The organism is Bradyrhizobium macuxiense, from assembly GCF_007993935.1.
Taxonomy (GTDB): domain Bacteria; phylum Pseudomonadota; class Alphaproteobacteria; order Rhizobiales; family Xanthobacteraceae; genus Bradyrhizobium; species Bradyrhizobium macuxiense_A.
The window spans coordinates 616,353-635,335 of sequence record NZ_VITY01000003.1 but is presented as its reverse complement, the minus strand read 5'-3'; the positions used below and the strand labels follow the sequence as shown (position 1 = coordinate 635,335).

At 64.1% G+C, this 18,983-nt stretch carries 17 protein-coding genes; 10 read left to right on the top strand and 7 right to left on the bottom strand.

The genetic code is table 11. The features are described from left to right. Positions 1-56: 56 nt before the first annotated feature. Positions 57-584, top strand: a complete 528-nt coding sequence (locus tag FBZ93_RS10935) for a low molecular weight phosphatase family protein (protein ID WP_246667435.1) — start codon at positions 57-59, stop codon at positions 582-584. On the opposite strand, the gene FBZ93_RS10930 is transcribed toward FBZ93_RS10935, so the two are convergent. Next, positions 577-1,011, bottom strand: a complete 435-nt coding sequence (locus FBZ93_RS10930) for an NUDIX domain-containing protein (protein ID WP_146985892.1) — start codon at positions 1,009-1,011, stop codon at positions 577-579. The two genes, FBZ93_RS10935 and FBZ93_RS10930, sit on opposite strands and share 8 nt — an antisense overlap. Positions 1,012-1,891: 880 nt before the next feature. Here FBZ93_RS10930 and FBZ93_RS10925 point away from each other — a divergent pair. Beyond that, positions 1,892-2,800, top strand: a complete 909-nt coding sequence (locus tag FBZ93_RS10925; protein WP_246667434.1) for a septal ring lytic transglycosylase RlpA family protein — start codon at positions 1,892-1,894, stop codon at positions 2,798-2,800. A 33-nt stretch (positions 2,801-2,833) separates the two neighbouring features. On the opposite strand, the gene FBZ93_RS10920 is transcribed toward FBZ93_RS10925, so the two are convergent. Continuing rightward, positions 2,834-3,769, bottom strand: coding sequence for an alpha/beta fold hydrolase (locus FBZ93_RS10920; protein ID WP_146985888.1), 936 nt, complete (start codon positions 3,767-3,769; stop codon positions 2,834-2,836). A gap of 163 nt (positions 3,770-3,932) precedes the next feature. Between FBZ93_RS10920 and FBZ93_RS10915 the strand changes: the two genes are divergently transcribed. The 6 genes from FBZ93_RS10915 to FBZ93_RS10890 all read left to right on the top strand — a co-directional run bounded on the left by FBZ93_RS10915 (position 3,933) and on the right by FBZ93_RS10890 (position 10,599). After that, positions 3,933-5,192 carry a D-alanyl-D-alanine carboxypeptidase family protein gene (locus FBZ93_RS10915; RefSeq protein ID WP_146985887.1) on the top strand — a complete coding sequence of 420 codons (1,260 nt, stop codon included), beginning with the start codon at positions 3,933-3,935 and terminating at the stop codon, positions 5,190-5,192. Between the two features lies 1 nt (position 5,193). After that, complete coding sequence (tmk, locus tag FBZ93_RS10910) at positions 5,194-5,880, top strand: dTMP kinase (RefSeq protein WP_146985885.1); 687 nt, start codon at positions 5,194-5,196, stop codon at positions 5,878-5,880. Further along, positions 5,877-6,917 carry a DNA polymerase III subunit delta' gene (locus tag FBZ93_RS10905; RefSeq protein ID WP_146985883.1) on the top strand — a complete coding sequence of 347 codons (1,041 nt, stop codon included), beginning with the start codon at positions 5,877-5,879 and terminating at the stop codon, positions 6,915-6,917. Before tmk ends, FBZ93_RS10905 begins: the two co-directional genes overlap by 4 nt. A 105-nt stretch (positions 6,918-7,022) precedes the next feature. Continuing rightward, complete coding sequence (gene metG / locus FBZ93_RS10900) at positions 7,023-8,990, top strand: methionine--tRNA ligase (RefSeq protein WP_146985881.1); 1,968 nt, start codon at positions 7,023-7,025, stop codon at positions 8,988-8,990. Positions 8,991-9,004: 14 nt separating this feature from the next. Next, positions 9,005-9,796, top strand: coding sequence for a TatD family hydrolase (locus tag FBZ93_RS10895; protein ID WP_146986035.1), 792 nt, complete (start codon positions 9,005-9,007; stop codon positions 9,794-9,796). Next, positions 9,793-10,599: an MBL fold metallo-hydrolase gene (locus FBZ93_RS10890; RefSeq protein WP_146985880.1), complete on the top strand. Its 807-nt coding sequence runs from the start codon at positions 9,793-9,795 to the stop codon at positions 10,597-10,599. The genes FBZ93_RS10895 and FBZ93_RS10890 overlap by 4 nt, the downstream gene beginning before the upstream one ends. A 4-nt stretch (positions 10,600-10,603) precedes the next feature. On the opposite strand, the gene FBZ93_RS10885 is transcribed toward FBZ93_RS10890, so the two are convergent. Genes FBZ93_RS10885 through FBZ93_RS10875 form a run of 3 tightly spaced genes read right to left on the bottom strand, consistent with a single transcriptional unit; the run spans position 10,604 to position 15,222 of the window. Continuing rightward, positions 10,604-12,253 (bottom strand): acyl-CoA synthetase, encoded by a 1,650-nt coding sequence (locus tag FBZ93_RS10885; protein ID WP_146985878.1) that lies wholly within the window; start codon positions 12,251-12,253, stop codon positions 10,604-10,606. A gap of 25 nt (positions 12,254-12,278) precedes the next feature. After that, on the bottom strand, positions 12,279-14,165 hold the full coding sequence (locus tag FBZ93_RS10880) for a TRAP transporter large permease (protein ID WP_146985876.1): 1,887 nt from the start codon (positions 14,163-14,165) through the stop codon (positions 12,279-12,281). Positions 14,166-14,202: 37 nt separating this feature from the next. Further along, positions 14,203-15,222, bottom strand: a complete 1,020-nt coding sequence (locus tag FBZ93_RS10875; protein WP_146985874.1) for a TRAP transporter substrate-binding protein — start codon at positions 15,220-15,222, stop codon at positions 14,203-14,205. Between the two features lie 338 nt (positions 15,223-15,560). Between FBZ93_RS10875 and FBZ93_RS10870 the strand changes: the two genes are divergently transcribed. Together FBZ93_RS10870 and FBZ93_RS40570 are read left to right on the top strand one after the other, a co-directional pair. Next, positions 15,561-16,520, top strand: a complete 960-nt coding sequence (locus FBZ93_RS10870) for an IS1595 family transposase (RefSeq protein ID WP_146985873.1) — start codon at positions 15,561-15,563, stop codon at positions 16,518-16,520. Positions 16,521-16,609: 89 nt separating this feature from the next. After that, positions 16,610-16,765 carry a hypothetical protein gene (locus FBZ93_RS40570; RefSeq protein ID WP_167528968.1) on the top strand — a complete coding sequence of 52 codons (156 nt, stop codon included), beginning with the start codon at positions 16,610-16,612 and terminating at the stop codon, positions 16,763-16,765. On the opposite strand, the gene FBZ93_RS10865 is transcribed toward FBZ93_RS40570, so the two are convergent. Then, a complete protein-coding gene (locus tag FBZ93_RS10865) occupies positions 16,740-17,603 on the bottom strand; it encodes a hypothetical protein (RefSeq protein ID WP_146985871.1) in 864 nt (287 codons plus the stop codon). The two genes, FBZ93_RS40570 and FBZ93_RS10865, sit on opposite strands and share 26 nt — an antisense overlap. Before the next feature lie 158 nt (positions 17,604-17,761). Continuing rightward, positions 17,762-18,934, bottom strand: coding sequence for an acyl-CoA dehydrogenase family protein (locus FBZ93_RS10860; protein WP_246667433.1), 1,173 nt, complete (start codon positions 18,932-18,934; stop codon positions 17,762-17,764). Positions 18,935-18,983 lie beyond the last annotated feature (49 nt).

Sequence of the window (18,983 nt, the reverse complement as noted above, 5' to 3'; positions counted from 1 at the left end):
GGTCATTTGCCGGTATGCACATTGAAAAAGGCCCGATTTGATCGAAAAGGCCCGCCTTGGCTTTGCCGGCGTCAACGAGCCGCGCCGCGGATCATGCGCAGTTGAATGCAACGCGGTTGACCGCCGCGGCCAACGTTGGCCATCATGAACCCATGAAGCGCGTCCTGTTCCTTTGCACCGGCAACTACTATCGCAGTCGATACGCAGAAGAGCTGTTCAATCATCTGGCACGAGCCGAAAACGTCCCGTGGCGCGCATCGTCCAGAGGCGCAGCCGAACGCGGCTCGCCCGATAATGTCGGCGCCATGTCGGTGTTTGCGGATGATCGTCTCCGCGCCAGCGGCATCGTTCCCGAAGGCGCAGCGCGCTATCCGCAGCCATGTTCGTTGGCTGACTTCGACGGCGCGGACCTCGTGATCGCGCTCAAGGAGGCCGAGCATCGCCCGCTCATCGAGCGGCGGTTCCCTGAGGTTGCCGGCAGGGTGACCTATTGGCACGTGCACGATATCGACGTTGCCCATCCCGCGGTCGCGCTGCCGATGATCGACGATCTCGTGCGCGGGCTGGTTTCGTCACTCAGCTAGCCGGATCGCGCTTCAGGAAGATCGCCAGCGCATACTCCGCCGGCCGTGCCAGCATGCCGCTGAGACGTTCGAGGTCGTCGACCGCGACGATCTCAAGGCGGCCTTCGGTGACGTTCAGTTGATCGATCGGCACGTCGCGAGCGAGGAACACCTCACCGCGAAGGGCGCCACCCGGTGTCGATGGATCCGGTCCGGAATAACTCCCGATCAGCTCAAAACGCTCGGGCGGCACGTAATGGCCGATCTCCTCATGGATCTCGCGAACGACGCATTCCAGGAAGGTCTCGGTGCCCTCCCGCCGCCCGCCGAACAGGCTGATCTTGCCGGGATCGGACACGTGCGGAAGGTCGTCGCGCAGTTGCATGAGCAACCGGCCGTCCGTGCTGACGAGGAGTGCAGAGGTTCCCTCTCTTACCGCGCCGGTCATTCGTCAATCCTTTCGCTGGGAAGGTGGAGGGTGCGTCAGGACTGGGTCTGGGAGAAGACGGCGCAGCTGCGGTGCGGATCAGATCGCCGCGTGCGTACCTGGCCAAGTATCATCAGGATTTAGCGCTGATGCCGACGTCGGATCGGCGAGGGATGATTAGGTGAGGGCGGTCGACCCGTCGCATGGGCGCAGATGGCGCCCAACGCATCACATGTTCAGCCGAAAGCGAAGGCCAGCAGGCTCGAGCACAGCAGCACGAGGCTTGCCGCGGTGAGGGTCAGGAATCCGTCGGAGACCAAATCGTGATTACGCATGACACACCTGCCTTCAACCGATGCTCATCCGAATTGATTAAAGCTTTCCGAACATTCTCTCCTGGAAAGAGGTGACGCGTCTTTCCGCCTTCAACGGACTGTCAGGCCCGGTACCGATAGCCTTCCACGGCGTGCGCCAAGAAGATCGCCGCACTCACCAAGCCCATCACCGCTGTAACCGCCTCGATCATCGCAAACTTCCTTTGCGCCCCACGCGGGAGAGAAAACGATTGCAGCCTTGCACAGTCAAAAAGATTCAATTGTTGGAATTCAAGATGCCGACCCACTGATGATTTGCTGCAACAGTGTGTCTGATAGCGGGACAGGCGAGGGCGTTTCGGGTGGCCGAGGCTCCGTAGAACAACTGAGGTGGCGCAACAGGCGGTTTACCAAAGTGCCATAGGGTTAAGGCTCTCCCCATTTCCGCCGTGTTCCGGTTGCGATATCGTCAAGCTCTGGTGCGGAGGTGGGCCGCACCGTGAAGAAAATGATCCCGACGCCGCGAAGTGGGCGCGGGTCCGGCAGAATGGTACTTGGGGCAGATGGGGACTAGACGGCCAGATTCGATGATCCGGACGGCGCGCGGCGCCGTTGCGGTGGCGACGTGCCTCGTCCTCGCCAATTGTGCTTCCTCCAACAAGTTCGCGAGCCGGGTCGATCCCAAATACGGCGTGTCGTCGAGCCCGCGCGTCGTCGCGCTGGGCGACCCCGTGCCGAAAGGCGGCGGCACCTACCGTATCGGCAAGCCCTATGTCGTCGCCGGCCGCACCTACGTGCCGGAGGAGAACGAGAACTACCGCGCCGAAGGCTTGGCGTCCTGGTATGGCGACGATTTCCATGGCCGCCTGACCGCCAATGGCGAGGTGTTCGACATGGGCTCGCTGACGGCCGCCCATCCGACCCTGCCGATGCCGAGCTACGCGCGGGTCACCAATCTGAGCAACGGCAAATCGCTCGTCGTCCGCGTCAATGACCGCGGCCCGTATCACGGCAACCGCCTCATAGACGTCTCGAACAAGGCCGCCGAACTGCTTGATTTCAAAGGAAATGGCGTGGCTCGCGTCCGCGTCGAATATGTCGGCCGGGCGCCGCTCGAGGGCTCCGACGACCGCCAGCTGATGGCGACCTTGCGGACCGGAACGCCGGCGCCGTCACCGTCGATGGTCCGGGTCGCCTCGGCGCGGCCATTCGTACCTGAGATGTCGTCCTCGTCCGGCCGTCTCCGCGGCGATGTTCCGTTGCCGGAGGGCCGGCCCTACAGCCTCGGCAACACCCAGGCCGATTATGCCTCGGTCAGCGCCACCTCAGAGATGTCGGCCTCGAGCCGGTCACGGGGCCGCGCCCTGAACAATCCGCGCGAAGTCTCCTACGAGAGCGACCCGCGCTATGCTGCGACCCCGAGCCCGGCCGCCGCCTATGTGCCGATCGACGCGCGCGGGCCCGCCGAAGTGCTGAGCGGGCGCGGGCTCTACTAAGTCAACTCATTGCGAATCAGGCCCTTGGCCTGATCATTTCAGAAACGCGATCAGCGCCGCATTGACCTCGTCGGGGCGTTCCTGCTGGATCCAGTGGCCGGCGCCCTCGATGATCAGCTTCTGCTTGAGGTTCGGCAGCACCCGCTCCATGTCCGCAACCCGTTTGGCGCCGATCAGCCCGGTTATCACCGAATCGTTCGAGCCGGCGATGAACAGCGAGGGCTGATGGATCTGGGCGTCCTGCCAGGGCGCGGTGAGCTCCCAGTTGCGGTCGAGATTGCGGTACCAGTTCAGGCCGCCGCGGAAGCCGGAGTGCCGGTAGGCCTCGGCGAATTCGGCGATGTCGGCCTCGGTGATCCAGGCCGGCAGTGGCGTTCCGGTCGGCAGCTTGCCGAGGAAGCCTTTGGCTTCGTCGACGAACATCGAGCTCGGATCGGAGACGCCGCGCCCGAGCACCAGGCGCATGGTCTGGGCAATGTCGCGCTCGAACTCGGCCTCGGCAACGCCCGGCGGCTGGAAGTACTGCCAATAGAAATTGGTGATGCCGCTCTCGCGCAGGGTTTCCAGCGGACGTCCGCGGCCGCGAAATGGCGGCGGCACGCTGAGGCCGGCGACCTTCGTGAAGACATCGGGACGGAACAGGGCCGCGTGCCAGGCCACCGGCGCTCCCCAATCGTGACCGACGATGACAGCCTTCTTCTCGCCGAGCGCAGCCACCAGCGCGACCATGTCGCCGACGGTATCGAAGATCGTGTAGGCGCCGACATCGGCCGGTGCGGCGGTCCGGCCGAAGCCGCGCATGTCGGGGGCGGCGACGCGGAAGCCTGCCGCAGCCAGCGCTGCGATCTGGTGTCGCCACGAGTAGGACAGTTCCGGCCAGCCGTGGCAGAGCACGACCAGCGGGCCTTGCCCGGCCTCGCGCACGAACATGTCGATGCCGTTGGCGGAAATGATGCGGGAGGATGACATTCGCGTTTCCGCCTTGTTTGCCGGTTCTGCTGTCGTTAGCTGGGTTCCAAGGATACGGGCGTTCGGCCCAGCCGGCAATCCAGCCGGCCGTGTACAAGCGGCGAAACCTCAGTTGTTTGCGATACTTCCAGCTGTTAGAACGCAGTCTTTCAGGACATCGCCGATGGCAGCCCCAACCGCAGTTCCCCGCACGTTGCTAGCTCGCGCCGGGCGTTGCTGGCGTGGCGTGATCGCAGCCGCGCTCGTGGCGGCGATCGGCTGCGGCGGGGTGGTCTATGCCGCCAACAACAGCGTCCAGGGCGCCAAGAAGGAAGACGGCGGGTTCGACGGCGATGCGCCGACCGCGATCCTGGTCGAGGCCTCCTCGGGCAGCGTGCTGTTCGAGAAGAACGCCGACGAGCTGCGCGCGCCCTCCAGCATGATGAAGCTGATGACGGCCGAGGTGGTGTTCGACGCCATCAAGAAAGGCGACATCAAACTGACCGACGAGTACCGGATCAGCGAGAACGCCTGGCGGCGAGGCGGGGCGCCGTCCGGCACCTCGACGATGTTTGCGGCGATCAACAGCAAAGTCTCGGTCGACGACCTCCTGCACGGCGCGATCATCCCGAGCGGCAACGACGCCTGCATCGCGCTGGCCGAGGGCATCGCCGGCAACGAGCACACGTTCGCGACCGACTTCATGACCAAGCGCGCCCGCGAGCTCGGCATGACCAAGTCGACCTTCGGCAACTCCAACGGGCTGCCGGACCCGACCAACAAGATGACGGTGCGGGAACTTGCGGTGCTGGCCCGCCACATCATCCTGACCTACCCGGACAGGTACAAGCTGTTCGGCGAAAAGGAATTCACCTGGAACAAGATCCGCCAGCAGAACCGCAATCCGCTGCTGACCGCCTTGCCCGGCGCCGACGGCTTGAAGACCGGCTACACCAAGGAAGGCGGCTACGGCATGGTCGGCTCGGCCGTCCAGAACGACACGCGGCTGATCGTCGTCATCAACGGGCTCGAGGATTCGGAGGATCGCGCGACCGAGGCCAAGAAGATGCTGGAATGGGGTTTCCGCAGCTTCGAGACCCGGGTCCTGATCGCGGCAAACCAGCCGGTCGGCTACGCCCGGGTGTTCGGCGGCGAGACCCGTTCCGTCAAGCTGGTCAGCCCCGATCCGATTAAGGTGATGGTGTCGAAGAACGGCAACGACAAGCTGCTGGCGCGCGTGATCTACAGCGGCCCGGTCAAGGCGCCGATCACCGCAGGCCAGAAGATCGGCGTCGTCCGGGTTTGGCGCGGCGCCAACGTCGCGATGGAGGCCCCTGTCTACGCAGCGGACGCCGTCGGCACGGGATCGACGATGCGCCGCGCGCTCGACGGCGCCCAGGAGCTCGTCATCGGAATGTTCCGCGCAGGGGTCGAGAAGCTCTGACATGGCGGAAGCAGCAGTCCAACGGCCGAGCTTGCGCGGTCGCTTCATCACCTTTGAAGGCGGCGAGGGGTCGGGGAAATCGACCCAGATCCGCAAGCTCGCCGAGCGCCTCGATACCGCGAAGCTGCGCGCGATCGTCACCCGCGAGCCCGGCGGCTCGCCGGGGGCCGAGATCATCCGTCACCTCGTGCTGTCGGGAATGGGCAAGCTGCTCGGGCCCGAGGCCGAGACGCTGCTGTTTGCCGCCGCGCGCGACGACCACGTCCGCACCGTGATCCTGCCGGCGCTCAACCAGGGCATCTGGGTGCTGTGCGACCGCTTCTTCGATTCCACGCGCGCCTATCAAGGCCAGCTCGGGCAGGTGTCGCCCGAACTCGTCAACGCGATGCAGCGCGTGACCATCGGCGATCTCAAGCCGGATCTGACCTTCATCCTCGATGTGCCGGTCGAGGTCGGCCTGCAGCGCGCCGCCGCGCGCCGCGGCAACGCTTCGGCCGATCGCTTCGAGGCCGAGGGCATCAAGTTCCATCAAGATTTGCGTGACGCGTACCGCCGGATTGCGGCCGAAGATCCGGAGCGCTGCGTCCTGATCGACGCCACACCTGATCCGGACACGGTCACGGCCAAGATATGGGCCGCGCTGCGCGAGCACCTGCGCGCAACGCTCACGGCGGACAATCCCGCATGAGCGCGCGCAAGGTCGAACAGGAGAGCACCGCTCGCCATCCACGCGAAACGCCCGATCTGTTCGGGCATCGCGAGGCGGAGACCGCCTTGCTCGATGCCTACCGCAGTGGGCGAATCCCGCATGCCTGGCTGATCGGCGGCGCGCAGGGGATCGGCAAGGCGACGCTGGCCTATCGCATGGCGCGCTTCGTGCTGGCGTTCCGCAATCCGAAATCGTCCCAGGTCCAGCACGCGCCGACGCTGCGGGTCGATCCGTCCGATCCGGTGGCGCGGCAGATCACGGCGGGCGCCCATGGCGGGCTGCTGGTGCTCGAGCGCGGCCTCAACGACCGCGGCGTGATGCGCACCGTGATCACGGTCGACGAGACGCGCGAGACGATCTCGTTCTTCGGCTCGACGGCCGCGGTCGACGGCTGGCGCGTCTGCATCGTCGACACCGTCGACGAGCTCAATCCCAACGCCGCGAACGCGCTCCTGAAAATCCTCGAGGAGCCGCCGCAGCAGTCGCTATTCCTGCTGGTCAGCCACGCGCCGTCGCGGGTGCTGCCGACCATCCTGTCCCGCTGCCGCAAATTGCTGTTGCGGCCGCTGGAGACGGGCGATGTGCTGCGTGCAGCCGCGGCGGCAACCGACATCGCTGCGGACGATCCTGCGCTGACTGAAGCCGCGGCAGCATCAGAGGGCAGCGTCGGGCGGGCGCTGTCGCTGCTCGGCGGCGACGCGCTCAAGCTGCAGCAACGCACGGCCGCGCTGCTCGCGACACTTCCCAGCGTCGATCCACGTGAGCTGCACGCGCTGGGCGATGCGCTCGGCACCAGCGACCGCGTCGCGCTCGCCGCTTTCATCGACGGCATCGATCGCTGGATGAGCGAGCGCATGCGAACCGGCGACGCCAATGCCAATCTGCCGCGCCTTGCACGGCTGGCGGAGGTATGGGAAAAGATCGTCCGCGCGGCGCGCGATACCGAAGCCTACAATCTGGAGCGCAAGCCGCTGGTTTTCTCAGTGTTTTCGATGCTCGCGGATGCGACCCGGTAGACGCCAAGTCTCAAAACACGTCTGTCTCAAAGCACGTCTGTCTCAAAACACATCTATCTGACAACACTCCCGACAATCTCGTTTCGATCTGCAAAGGATTCCGTGGTGGCGACCGCTAAGAAGAAATCGTCGAAGAAGGCAAAGAAGACGAAGAAGGCATCGCCCGCCCGCGCGACGAGGAAGGCCGCTGCGAAATCGCGCGCGGCCAAGAAGGGTGGGCGCGTCGCCAAGAAGGCGAAGAAGGCCGCCAAGCCCAAGACCGGCGCCCGGAAATCGCCGACGAAGAAAGCTGCCAAGAAAACGGTAAAGAAGGCTGCGAAGAAGACGGCCAGGAAGGCTCCCGCGAAGGCCACCAAGGCGGCGCCGAAGAAGGCAGCCGCAGCGGCTGTCGCATCAGTGGCGCGGAAGCCCGCACCTCCGAAGCCTCCGGCTGCGGAGAAGGCGCCGCGACCAACAACCGTTCGCGCGCCGAAGCCGCCCAAGGCCGCAGCGGCGGCTCCCGCATCCGCATCCGTTTCGGCGCCCGCCGCGGACCGTGGCAACGTCTACTACATCACGACTGCGATCGCTTATCCGAACGGGCAACCGCATATCGGCCACGCCTATGAGGCGATCGCGACCGACGCGCTGGCGCGCTTCCAGCGGCTCGACGGCAAGGACGTGTTCTTCCTGACTGGCACCGACGAGCACGGCCAGAAGATGATCCAGACCGCGCAGGGCGAGGGCATGACGCCGTTCGATCTCGCGACCCGCAATGCCGCGCGCTTCAAGGAGATGGACGAGCGGCTCAACGTCTCCTTCGACCGCTTCATCCGGACCTCGGAACCTGCTCACCACAAGTCGGTGCAGGAGATCTGGCGCCGCATGCAGGACAATGGCGACATCTATATCGACACCTATGCGGGTTGGTACTCGGTGCGCGACGAGGCCTATTACGCCGAGGATGAGACCACTGTCGGCGAGGACAATGTCCGCCGCGGTCCGCAGGGCACGCCGGTCGAGTGGGTCGAGGAGAAGAGCTATTTCTTCAAGCTCTCGGCCTACCAGGACAAGCTCCTGCACCTCTATGAAAGCCAGCCCGATTTCATCGGCCCGGATTCGCGCCGCAACGAGGTGATGAGCTTCGTGCGCGGCGGGCTGAAGGACCTCTCGATCTCGCGCACCACCTTCGACTGGGGCGTCAAGGTCCCCAACGATCCCGAGCACGTGATGTATGTCTGGGTCGACGCATTGACCAACTACATCACCGGCGTCGGTTATCCCGATGAAAGCGACAAGCACTGGCGCTACTGGCCGGCCGACGTGCACATCATCGGCAAGGACATCATCCGCTTCCACGCGGTGTACTGGCCGGCCTTCCTGATGTCGGCCGGCATCCCCTTGCAGAAGCGGGTCTATGCGCACGGCTTCCTGTTCAACAGGGGCGAGAAGATGTCGAAGTCGGTCGGCAACGTGGTCGATCCCTTCAATCTCGCCAACCAGTACGGCGTCGACCAGGTGCGCTACTTCTTCCTGCGCGAGGTGCCGTTCGGCCAGGACGGCAACTACAACCACGAGGCTATCGTCGCGCGCATCAATGCCGACCTCGCCAATGATTTCGGCAATTTGGCGCAGCGCTCGCTGTCGATGATCGCCAAGCAACTCGGCGGCGTGCTGCCGGAGCCGGGCGAGTTCAGCGACAACGACAAGGCGATCCTGGCGCAGGCCGACGCCATGCTGGAGACGTCGCGGACCGCGATGGCGGCGCAGCAGATCCATCAATGGCTCAACACGGTCTGGGCCGTGGTCGCCGAGGCCAACCGCTACTTTGCCGGCGAGGCGCCGTGGGCGCTGGCCAAGACCGATCCGGCGCGCCAGAAGACGGTGCTCTATGTCACCGCCGAAGTCGTGCGCCAGATCGCGATCATGGCACAGGCGGTGATGCCCGAGTCCTGCGGCAAGATGCTCGACAGCCTCGGCATCGCAGCGGATGCGCGCAACTTCACGGCGATCGCGGAGCGGATCAGGCCGGGCACGACGCTGCCGGCGCCGGTCGGGGTGTTCCCGCGCTACGTGGAACCGAAGACCGAATGAGCGGTTCGAAATTCATGCTGGTCGACAGTCACTGCCATCTGGATTTTCCCGATTTCGCCGATGATCTCGACGGGATCGTCGGGCGAGCCGAAGCGGCCGGCATCGGCCGCATGGTCACGATCTCGACCCGGGTGAAGCGGCTCGGCGGCCTGCTTGCGATCACCGAGCGCTTTCCGGACGTGTACTGTTCGGTCGGGACCCATCCGCATCATGCCGATGAAGAAGATGGCGTCCCGGCCAGCGAGCTGATCGAGCTGACCAAGCATCCGAAGGTCGTGGCGCTCGGCGAGGCGGGGCTGGATTATTTCTATGAGCATGGCTCGCGTGAGGCGCAGGAGCGCGGCTTCCGCGCACACATCGCGGCGGCGCGCGAAACCGGCCTGCCGCTGGTCATCCACACCAGGGAGGCCGACGCGGATTGCGGCCGCATCCTGGAGGACGAAGTCGCGAAGGGGCCGTTCAAAGCCGTTCTGCACTGCTACACCGGCGGGCGCGAGCTCGCGATGAAGGCGATCTCGCTTGGGCTGTCGATCTCCTTCACGGGCATCCTGACTTTCAAGAAGTCGGAAGCCCTGCGCGCGTTGGCCGCGGAGTTGCCGGCCGACCGCATCATGGTCGAGACCGACGCGCCGTATCTTGCGCCCGGCAAATTCCGCGGCAAGCGCAACGAGCCGTCCTATGTCGTCGAGGTCGCCAAGGTGCTCGCCGAGACGCGCGGCGTCTCGCTGGAGGAGATCTCGCGGCAGACCACCGAAAACTTCTTCCGGCTGTTCTCCAAGGTGCCGGCGCCGAAGGTTGCTGCATGACGCTGACACTGACCATCCTGGGCTGCGGCTCTTCCGCCGGCGTGCCGCGCCCGGCGCTCGGCTGGGGCGCCTGCGATCCGAACAACCCCAAAAACCGGCGCCGCCGCTGCTCGATCATGGCGGAGCGCACCATGGAGCACGGCACCACGCGGGTCGTGATCGATACCGCGCCCGATCTGCGCGAGCAGTTGATTGATGCCAATGTCGAGCATATCGACGCGGTGTTCCTGACCCATGAGCATGCCGACCAGACCCACGGCATCGACGATCTGCGCTCGGTGGTGCTGCACCAGCGCCGCCGCATCCCGGTCTACTTCAACCAGTCGACCGCCAAAGACATCATGGCGCGGTTCTCCTACTGCTTCATCTCGCCGGAGGGGAGCGACTATCCGCCGATCCTGACCCGGCATTCGATCGAGGCCGGCGAGAGCCACACGGTGCAAGGGAAGGGCGGTCCGCTGAAGCTCGAGGCCTTCCTGGTGCAGCATGGCCAAATTCCCGCGCTCGGCTACCGCATCGGCGATGCCGCCTATACGCCCGATCTGCACGATATTCCCAAGGAGAGCTGGCCGGCGCTGCAAGGCCTTGAGCTGTGGATCGTCGACGGCCTGCGCTATGCGCCGCATCCCAGCCATTTCAGCGTCGCCGACGCGCTGTCATGGATCGAGCGCTTCAAGCCGAAGCGCGCCGTGATCACCAACATGCATTCCGACCTCGACTACGAGGTGCTGCGGCAGAGCCTGCCGGCCGGGGTGATCCCGGCCTATGACGGCATGCGGCTCACGCTCGACCGGGCGGGCTGAAGCCTCAGGCCGAAATCGCCTTGGCCGATCCGACCGCGTTCCGCAGCAGGAATTTCTGGATCTTGCCCGTGGATGTCTTCGGGATCACCCCGAACACCACCGATTTCGGCGTCTTGAAGCCCGACATATGTTCGCGGCAATAGGCGATGATCTCGGCCTCGGTCGCCTTGGCGCCGTCCTTGAGCTCGATGAAAGCGCAGGGCACTTCGCCCCATTTCGGATCGGGCTTGGCGACAACAGCCGCGAACAGCACGGCCGGGTGCTTGTAGAGGATGTCCTCGACCTCGACCGAGGAGACGTTCTCGCCGCCTGAGATGATGATGTCCTTGGAGCGGTCCTTGATGATGACGTAGCCGTGCTCGTCGAGCACGCCGAGATCGCCGGTGTGAAACCAGCCGCCGGCAAACGCTTCCTGCGTCGCCTTCTCGTTCTTGAGATAGCCCTTCATCACGATGTTGCCGCGGAACATGACCTCGCCGATGGTCTCGCCATCGCGCGGCACCTCGCGCATGGTCTCGGGGTCGAGCACCGTGACGCCTTCCTGCAATGGATACGACACGCCCTGACGCCGCTTCAGCTGCGCGCGCGCATCGGCCGACAGCTCGTCCCAGCCGGGCTGCTCGGCGCAGACCGAGGCGGGGCCGTAGACCTCGGTCAGACCATAGACGTGGGTCAGCTTGACGCCGATGCGCTCGGCGCCTTCGAGCACGGCAACCGGCGGTGCCGCGCCGGCGATCAGGCCGACGACGGGCTTGGCCTTGCCGCCCTTCGGCGCATCGGGCGCGTTGATCAGCGTGTTGTAGACGATCGGCGCGCCGCACATGTGGGTGACGCCGTGCTGCGGAATGAGTTCGAAGATCTTGGCCGGATCGACCTTGCGCAGGCAGACATTGACGCCGGCGGTCGCCGCGATCGTCCACGGGAAGCACCAGCCGTTGCAGTGGAACATCGGCAGCGTCCAGAGATAGACCGGATGCTGGCCGAGATTGCCGGCGAGGATGTTGCTGACCGCGTTCAGATACGCGCCGCGATGATGGGTCACGACGCCCTTCGGATTGCCCGTCGTGCCCGAGGTGTAGCTCAGCGCGATCGCATCCCATTCGTCGGCCGGCGGGCGCTCCACGAATGCCGGATCGCCAGCCGCGACCGCTGTTTCGTACTCGATCTCACCGATCCGCTTGCCGCCCACAAACGCCGCATCATCGACATCGATCACGAACGGCTTTGCGCCTTTCACGAGCGTCAGCGCTTCCGCGATGACGCCGGAGAATTCGGGATCGACCAGGATGATCCTGGCGCCGCCATGGTCGAGCTGGAACGCGATCGACGCCGCATCGAGGCGGATATTCAAGGCATTGAGCACCGCGCCGGTCATCGGCACCGCAAAATGCAGCTCGTTCATCGCCGGGATGTTCGGCAGCATCGCCGCGACGGTGTCGCCATGGCCGATGCCGTGGCTGGCAAGATAGGACGCGAAGCGCTTGCAGCGCTCGTAGGTCTCGCTCCAGGTGAAGCTGCGGCCCTCATAGACCGCGCTGAGATGGTCGGGATAGACGGCGGCCGAGCGCGCCAGGAAGCTCAGCGGCGTCAGCGGCACGTAGTTCGCGGGCGTCTTGTCGAGCCCGGTCGAGTACTGGTTTTGAGCTGCACTCATGGCTCTATCCGATCCGCAAGGTGCTTTAAAGGAAACCGATCGATATCCAGGGGAAGATGGCAACGATGATCAGGCCGATCAACAGCGCCAGCATGTAGCCCCAGATCGGCCGAATACCCTCGGCCGGATCGACGCGCCCGATGGCGCAGGCGGCATAATAGCCGACGCCGAACGGCGGCGCGAACAGCCCGATGCCCATCGCCAGGATGATGATCATGGCATAGTGCACCTCGTGAACGCCGACCTGGTGCGCAATCGGAAACAGCAGCGGCCCGAACAGCACGATCGCCGGGATGCCCTCGAGCACGCTGCCGAGGATCACGAAGGCCAGGATCGAGACCGCGATGAAGGTCGCCGAACCGCCGGGCAGCCCGGTCATCGCCGCCGCCAGCGCCCGTGAGAAGCCGGACTGGGTCAGGCCCCAGGCCATGCCGGTCGCAGTGCCGATGATGAACAGGATCGCGCCCGACAGGCACGCCGTGTCGATCAGCATCGGCACCAGCCGCCGCCAGTTGAACTTGCGGTAGATCAGGAGGCCGATGACGAAGGCGTAGACGATGCCGATCGTCGAGACTTCGGTGGCGGTGGCGATGCCTTCGACCACGGCGTAGCGGATCACGAAGGGCAGGGCCAATGCGGGCAGGGCGAACACCAACGCCTTGCCGATCTCGCTGCCGGTTGCCCGCTGCACGTGGCTGCGGTCCTCGCCGCGGTAGCGCCACCACACCAGCCCCGACAGCGTGATCGCCAGCACGACGCCCGGCAGCAGGCCGCCGGTGAACAGCGCCGAGATCGAGACGCCGGTGACCGAGCCGATGGTGATCAGCACCAGGCTCGGCGGAATGGTTTCGGTCTGCGCGCCGGTGGCGGCGAGCAGGGCGACCAGATCGCCCGGCTTGGCGCCGCGCTGCTTCATTTCCGGGAACAGCACGGGCGCGACGGCGGCCATGTCGGCGGCCTTCGACCCGGAAATGCCTGAGACCAGGTACATGGCGCCGACCAGCACGTAATGCAGGCCGCCGCGGACATGCCCGAGCAGGCTCGCCAGGAACGCGACCATTGCCCGCGCCATGCCGGTCATCTCGATCAGCAGGCCGAGGAAGACAAACAGCGGCACCGACAGCAGGATCAGGTGGCTCATGCCCTCGTCCATCCGGCCGACCAGCACCATCAGCGGTGTGCGCGTGGTCAGCGCCAGATAGCCGAAGATCGCCATGCCGAAGGCAAAGCCGATCGGAACGCCCGCGAACACGCAGAAGCCGACCACGCCGACGAAGAAGATGATCAGATTGAGGTTGCCGAGCGGCCGCAGCAGCGGCTGCGCCAGCCAGAACACGCCGATCAACGCGACCACGGTCAGCGCCGCCAGCAGGCAGGTCTTGATGTCGCCGACCCGCGCCAGCCGCAGCAGCGCGAACAGCGCCATCAGGCAGGTGCCGACCGGCAATGCGGCCGCGCGCCAGGTGTTGGAGATCTGCAGCGCCGGCGTCGTGATGAAGCTTTCCTCGTAGGCGTATTCATAGGCCGGCCGCAGGATGAGGATCAGGAACGCCAGCGCGGCACAGGTCGCGACCACGTCGAGATAGGCCCACAGCCGCGGCCCAGCGCTTGCGACCAGCGCCGTCATCCGCATGTGCTCGCCACGGCGGAACGCCACCGCCGATCCGAGCATGGCGAGCCACAGGAACAGGATCGACGCCAGCTCGTCGGACCAGATCAGCGGCGCGTGCAGCACGTAGCGCGACACCACGCCGGCGAACAGGATCAGGACCTCGGCGACGACCAGGATCGCCGCCGGGATCTCGACCAGCCATCCGAGCGCCGCCTCGATGGAACCGAGAACGGAGCGACGGCGAGGGGGTTGTGACGCCGCCTCGCCGGCCACGGCCGGCGTCATCTCGACATGAGCCATAGCAAATCTCCCGCTGGCGAGCCTCCCGCCTGATCGATCAGGACAGTTTGCCGACGGACTTCTCGAGCAGATCCCAAGCCTTCTCGCCGTATTTGCCCTTCCACTCGGCGTAGAAGCCGGCAGTCCGGAGCTTGTCGCGGAACGGCCCGACCTCGGGCTGGTTGAACACCAGGCCCTTGCCGGTCAATTCCTGCTTCACGGTGGCGTTCAGCTTCTCGGTGTCCTCGCGCTCCTTGACGGCCGCCGCGTTGACGTTCTTGGCGACGATGGTCTTGATATCATCAGGCAGCGCCGCCCAGGCCCGGCGGTTCATCAGGAACCAGAAGCCGTCCCACATATGGTTGGTCAGCGAGCAGTACTTCTGCACCTCGTAAAGCTTCGCCGCCGAGATCAGCGCCAGCGGGTTTTCCTGGCCCTCGACAATCTTGGTCTGCAGCGCCGAATAGACCTCGCTGAAATTGATCGAGGCGGGCGATGCATCGAACGCCTTGAACATCGAGGTCCACAGCGGCGATACCGGCACGCGAATCTTGAAGCCCTTGAGATCGTCGGGACCGTTGATCGGCTTGGTCGACGACGTGGTCTGGCGGAAGCCGTTGTCCCAGATCTTGTCCATGACCTCGAGGCCGGCCTTGTTGATCTCGCCGCGCACATAGGCGCCGAGCTCGCCATCCATGGCCTTCCAGACCGTGGGATAGTCAGGGAATGCGAAACCGATGCCGTTGATCGAGGCCGCCGGCACCAGGGTCGCCAGGATCAGACCGGACAACGTGAAGAACTCGACACCGCCGGAGCGGACCTGGCTCAGCATGTCCGTATCCGAACCGAGCTGGCTGTTCGGGAACACCTGGAGGTCAAACCGGCCGTTGGTCTCGGTCTTGATCGCCGCGGCCATCTCCCGGGCGCGCGCCACGAACGGGTGCGACTCCGGCAGGTTGTTGGCGAACTTGTACGAGAATTCGGCCGACTGGGCGCGCGCGACATACGGCGCGCCAATTCCGCCCAGGACGGCGGAAGCGGCGGAGACCTTCAGCAGCGTGCGTCGTGAAAAGCTCATTGGTGTTGCTCCCTCGAGAGGCTTGTTGTTGTTCTGAGATGCCATTCCTATACGGACCTGATGCCGCGGGGTCACCAGCGATCTCTGCACAGCTGGGCTTATTGCAGCGTCCGTACGCCGCGGCAATATCGGCTTTCTGACGAGACGCGTGCGCGTGGATTGCGGTGCGATCCGGACGGGCTGGACCGATGCGGGATCGGTCAGGACCGACGCCTGGCTGCGGTCCTGTGCGAAGATTTCCCACTAAATATCTGATCTAATTATAGATATAAATAGGCGATGTTTCACTTGACATACCCAGCCACCAAACCTAGAATCTTGGCCATTGGAGATAAGCCATGGCTAAGTCTGTTCTTTCCGCTGATCGCTTCCACAACGAAGAAGCCGCCTTTGAATACGTAGAAGCCCAGCTTTGGCCGAACGGTCCCGTTTGCCCGCATTGTGAGAACAGCGACGCGGCTAAGATCGGCCGCCTTCAGGGCAAGACTACCCGCGTTGGTCTCCGCAAGTGCTACGCCTGCCGCAAGCCCTTCACCGTTCGTATCGGCACGATCTTTGAGGACAGCCATCTTCCCTTGAGGCTCTGGCTTCAGGCCATCCACCTGCTTTGCAGTTCCAAGAAAGGCATCTCCACCCGCCAGCTTCAGCGGACGCTGGGCTGCGGCATGAAGACGGCTTGGCACCTTGGCCATCGCGTCCGCTTTGCCATGGCTCCCGGCGGCTCTATTGGCCCGCTCGGTGGCGCTGGCAAGGTTGTGGAGGCCGACGAAACCGAACTCGCCCGCAGCCGCAAGACCCGCCGCCCGGCCGATTTCCGTCGCAAGACGCACAACCCCATCGTCCTTAGCCTTGTAGAACGCGGTGGCGATATCCGTTCGACGATGCTGGACCACCGCAGCGCCATGGGCGTCGTCCGCGCCAATGTGCATCCCGAAAGCAACCTGATGACCGACACCGCGACCCGCTACAAGTATGCGCCGGTTGCCCGCCATGACATGGTGGATCATTCCAAGGGCGAGTATGTTCGCTACGAATATCCGATCACGGGCGAGCCGGAATTGATGATCTCCACCAATACGCTCGAAGGGTTTTTCAGCGTCCTGAAGCGTGGTCTGGTTGGTATCTACCAGCGCGTTAGCACCAAGCACCTTGACCGCTATCTGGCAGAATTCGACTTCCGCCAGAACACTCGCGAGGCGCTAGAAATCAACGACGAACAGCGCGCCGACTTGGCCCTGAAAGGCTTCCCCGGCAAGCGACTGACGTACCAAACAACTCATAGCGAAACGGAGGCCTAAAGCGCCGTATCAGCTTGATCTGATCCCATTCAAACGTGGCCGCCGCAGGAAGTAGCCCTTGCGGCGGCGCAATGCCGTGGAGTCACGAAATGCCAAAGAAGCTAGAGCGCAAGCCGGACGATCCAGAGCAGTCCAAACGCTTCCTAGAGGCCGCCAAAGAGGCAGAAGCAGACGAGACAGAGAAGGGCGCGGACAAGGCGTTCAATAAGGTTGCCAAGCCTAAAGGCGGGCGAGCGAGTTCATAAGAACGCGGCAGGCATCGAAAACGTCCATCGCCTGACGTGGCGTATAGGTGGCCGATGGATGCATGGTTTCGTTGCGCCAAACCGAGCCAACGTGATGGAGATTGGTGCAGGCCAATTCCCATTGGTTTTTCTTCTTCTTTTTTGCAGGCGTATCGTCGTCCATCTTTTTTATTTTGCCGTCCATGCTGTTCGTCAGCACGCGCCATGGCGTTTTATGCGTAACGGTAATTTTGAGCCTGCCTGAGAGCTTTTTGACGACAAATTCCAATGCGCGCATGAGATGAAAAACGCTGGCGGTGCCTTCACCAAGAGCTAAGCACCGAGCCGCGCTGGCGATGTCCGCGTGGGTTTCCTTGAATTTGTCACCCAACTCAAACGGATCAATTCCTTTAGCCGCGCCCCTACGAGGATCGGCGTCGTTGTAAAGCTTGGCCATATCTTCTGGGATGAACAGGAACTCCTTGCGCCTCAGTCCTTCCTCAAGCCGAACACGCAGTTCTATGAATCCTGGCACCAGCTCCTGCATGGGCGGGTCGAGTATCTCGATCTGCTTTTTTAGTCGGCCCGACTGGTCCGTGACGGGCGTCATTTCGAGTTCTTTTGCGAGATAATCGACGTTCTGGAAGACGGTCAGAAAGGGCCAACTGTTAGAGGCACCCAAGGGCGGGTTCTTCTTGAAAGTCCCATCCGGGAACTTCCGGGCGTAGATGCAGATTTCGTCAATCTGATCCATCGTGTGCGCGCAGATATAGCCGTACTTCAAAAGCATATCCCACAGGCTCCAAAGCCCGTTGGGAGGAAAAGGCTGCGACGGGCCACGCGGTATGATTCCGGTCATGAAATCATACCTTTAGTGGCTGGGTATGCGAAGTGAAACTTCGCCTATAAATATTCCATAATATACCTTATGCGAATTACGGATATGGGCCTGGGGCGATGCAGCGCTGGACCAGGCGTCGTTGCTGGACGCCCTCCGCGACGTGCGCCGCATGCGGCTCACGACATCGAGGCGACCACCTCCAGCATCACCTCCGTTGCGCCGCCGGCAATGGGCAGGACGCGCGCGTCACGCGCGATGCGCTCGATCGGGCTCTCCCGCATGACGCCCATGGCGCCGTGGAACTGGACGCAGGCATACGCGACCTCGTTGACCAGTTCGGCGCAGATGGCTTTCAACATCGAGATCTCACGGATGCAATCGTCGTCCGCCGCCATGCGCCACGCGGTGGCATAGAGAAACTCGCGGTTTGCCTCGACCTTCGCGGCGAGCATCGCGAGGCGTTGACGGATCGCCTGCAAGTCCCACAGGACGCCCCCGAAGGCACGGCGAGCTTTCACATGGGCGAGGGTCATCTCGATCGCCGCCTCGGCCATTCCGATCGCCATGGCGGAAAGGACAAGGCGCTCGTTCTGGAAGTTGCGCATGATGGAGTAGAAGCCCTGCCCCTCGGCGCCGAGCACGTTCTCGGCGGGCACCCGGCAACCGTCGAAGACGAGTTCCGCCGTGTCTGAGGAGCGCCAGCCCTGCTTGTCCAGCACACGGCCGACGCTGAAGCCGGGCGTGCCTTTCTCGACGAGGAACATCGTGATCCCGTTGCTTCCTGCCGAGGGATTGGTCTTGGCTGCGACGCAGTAGAGATCGGCGTGGACGCCGTTCGTGATGTAGAGCTTGGTGCCGTCGAGGATATAGGAGTCGCCCTCCCGGCGCGCGCGCGTGCGGATGGCCTTCACGTCCGAGCCGGCGTCCGGTTCCGTGATGGCAACCGCGGTGATCACCTCGCCGCGGATGATGCCCGGCATCCAGCGCGCCCGCTGGGCTTTGGTCCCGTCATGAAAGACATACACGGACGCCATCTCGGCCTGGACCAGCATCGCATCGGCGACGCCGCCATAGGTCGAGCGCCCAAGCTCCTCGGCGAAAACCGTCGACGCGACCGCGTCCATCTCGGCGCCGCCATACCCGCCGGGGTAACGGATACCGAAGAAACCGAGTTCGCCCATGCGGCGCAGGACGGGACGGGGAATGAACCCCTGCTCTTCCCAGCTGTCCGCGCAGGGCTTGATCTCCTCCTCGACGAACCGGCGGACCTGATCCCGCAGCAGCTCATACTCCGCCGCCGCCCAGGGCAGCCCCGGTCCTTGCGCCGGTCCCAAAGCTTTGTCCATCATGTTCGTGCGCTCTACCATCAGTCCAACGCAAATGTTTCCGTCCGGATTG

What these genes read in the sequence shown, in the direction of transcription:
- FBZ93_RS10930 (WP_146985892.1), bottom strand. Translation starts at nt 1,011, where the DNA reads ATGACCGGCGCGGTAAGAGAGGGAACCTCTGCACTCCTCGTCAGCACG.
- FBZ93_RS10925 (WP_246667434.1), top strand. Translation starts at nt 1,892, where the DNA reads ATGATCCGGACGGCGCGCGGCGCCGTTGCGGTGGCGACGTGCCTCGTC.
- FBZ93_RS10920 (WP_146985888.1), bottom strand. Translation starts at nt 3,769, where the DNA reads ATGTCATCCTCCCGCATCATTTCCGCCAACGGCATCGACATGTTCGTG.
- FBZ93_RS10915 (WP_146985887.1), top strand. Translation starts at nt 3,933, where the DNA reads ATGGCAGCCCCAACCGCAGTTCCCCGCACGTTGCTAGCTCGCGCCGGG.
- tmk (WP_146985885.1), top strand. Translation starts at nt 5,194, where the DNA reads ATGGCGGAAGCAGCAGTCCAACGGCCGAGCTTGCGCGGTCGCTTCATC.
- FBZ93_RS10905 (WP_146985883.1), top strand. Translation starts at nt 5,877, where the DNA reads ATGAGCGCGCGCAAGGTCGAACAGGAGAGCACCGCTCGCCATCCACGC.
- FBZ93_RS10895 (WP_146986035.1), top strand. Translation starts at nt 9,005, where the DNA reads ATGCTGGTCGACAGTCACTGCCATCTGGATTTTCCCGATTTCGCCGAT.
- FBZ93_RS10890 (WP_146985880.1), top strand. Translation starts at nt 9,793, where the DNA reads ATGACGCTGACACTGACCATCCTGGGCTGCGGCTCTTCCGCCGGCGTG.
- FBZ93_RS10885 (WP_146985878.1), bottom strand. Translation starts at nt 12,253, where the DNA reads ATGAGTGCAGCTCAAAACCAGTACTCGACCGGGCTCGACAAGACGCCC.
- FBZ93_RS10880 (WP_146985876.1), bottom strand. Translation starts at nt 14,165, where the DNA reads ATGGCTCATGTCGAGATGACGCCGGCCGTGGCCGGCGAGGCGGCGTCA.
- FBZ93_RS10875 (WP_146985874.1), bottom strand. Translation starts at nt 15,222, where the DNA reads ATGAGCTTTTCACGACGCACGCTGCTGAAGGTCTCCGCCGCTTCCGCC.
- FBZ93_RS10870 (WP_146985873.1), top strand. Translation starts at nt 15,561, where the DNA reads ATGGCTAAGTCTGTTCTTTCCGCTGATCGCTTCCACAACGAAGAAGCC.
- FBZ93_RS40570 (WP_167528968.1), top strand. Translation starts at nt 16,610, where the DNA reads ATGCCAAAGAAGCTAGAGCGCAAGCCGGACGATCCAGAGCAGTCCAAA.
- FBZ93_RS10865 (WP_146985871.1), bottom strand. Translation starts at nt 17,603, where the DNA reads ATGACCGGAATCATACCGCGTGGCCCGTCGCAGCCTTTTCCTCCCAAC.
- FBZ93_RS10860 (WP_246667433.1), bottom strand. Translation starts at nt 18,934, where the DNA reads ATGATGGACAAAGCTTTGGGACCGGCGCAAGGACCGGGGCTGCCCTGG.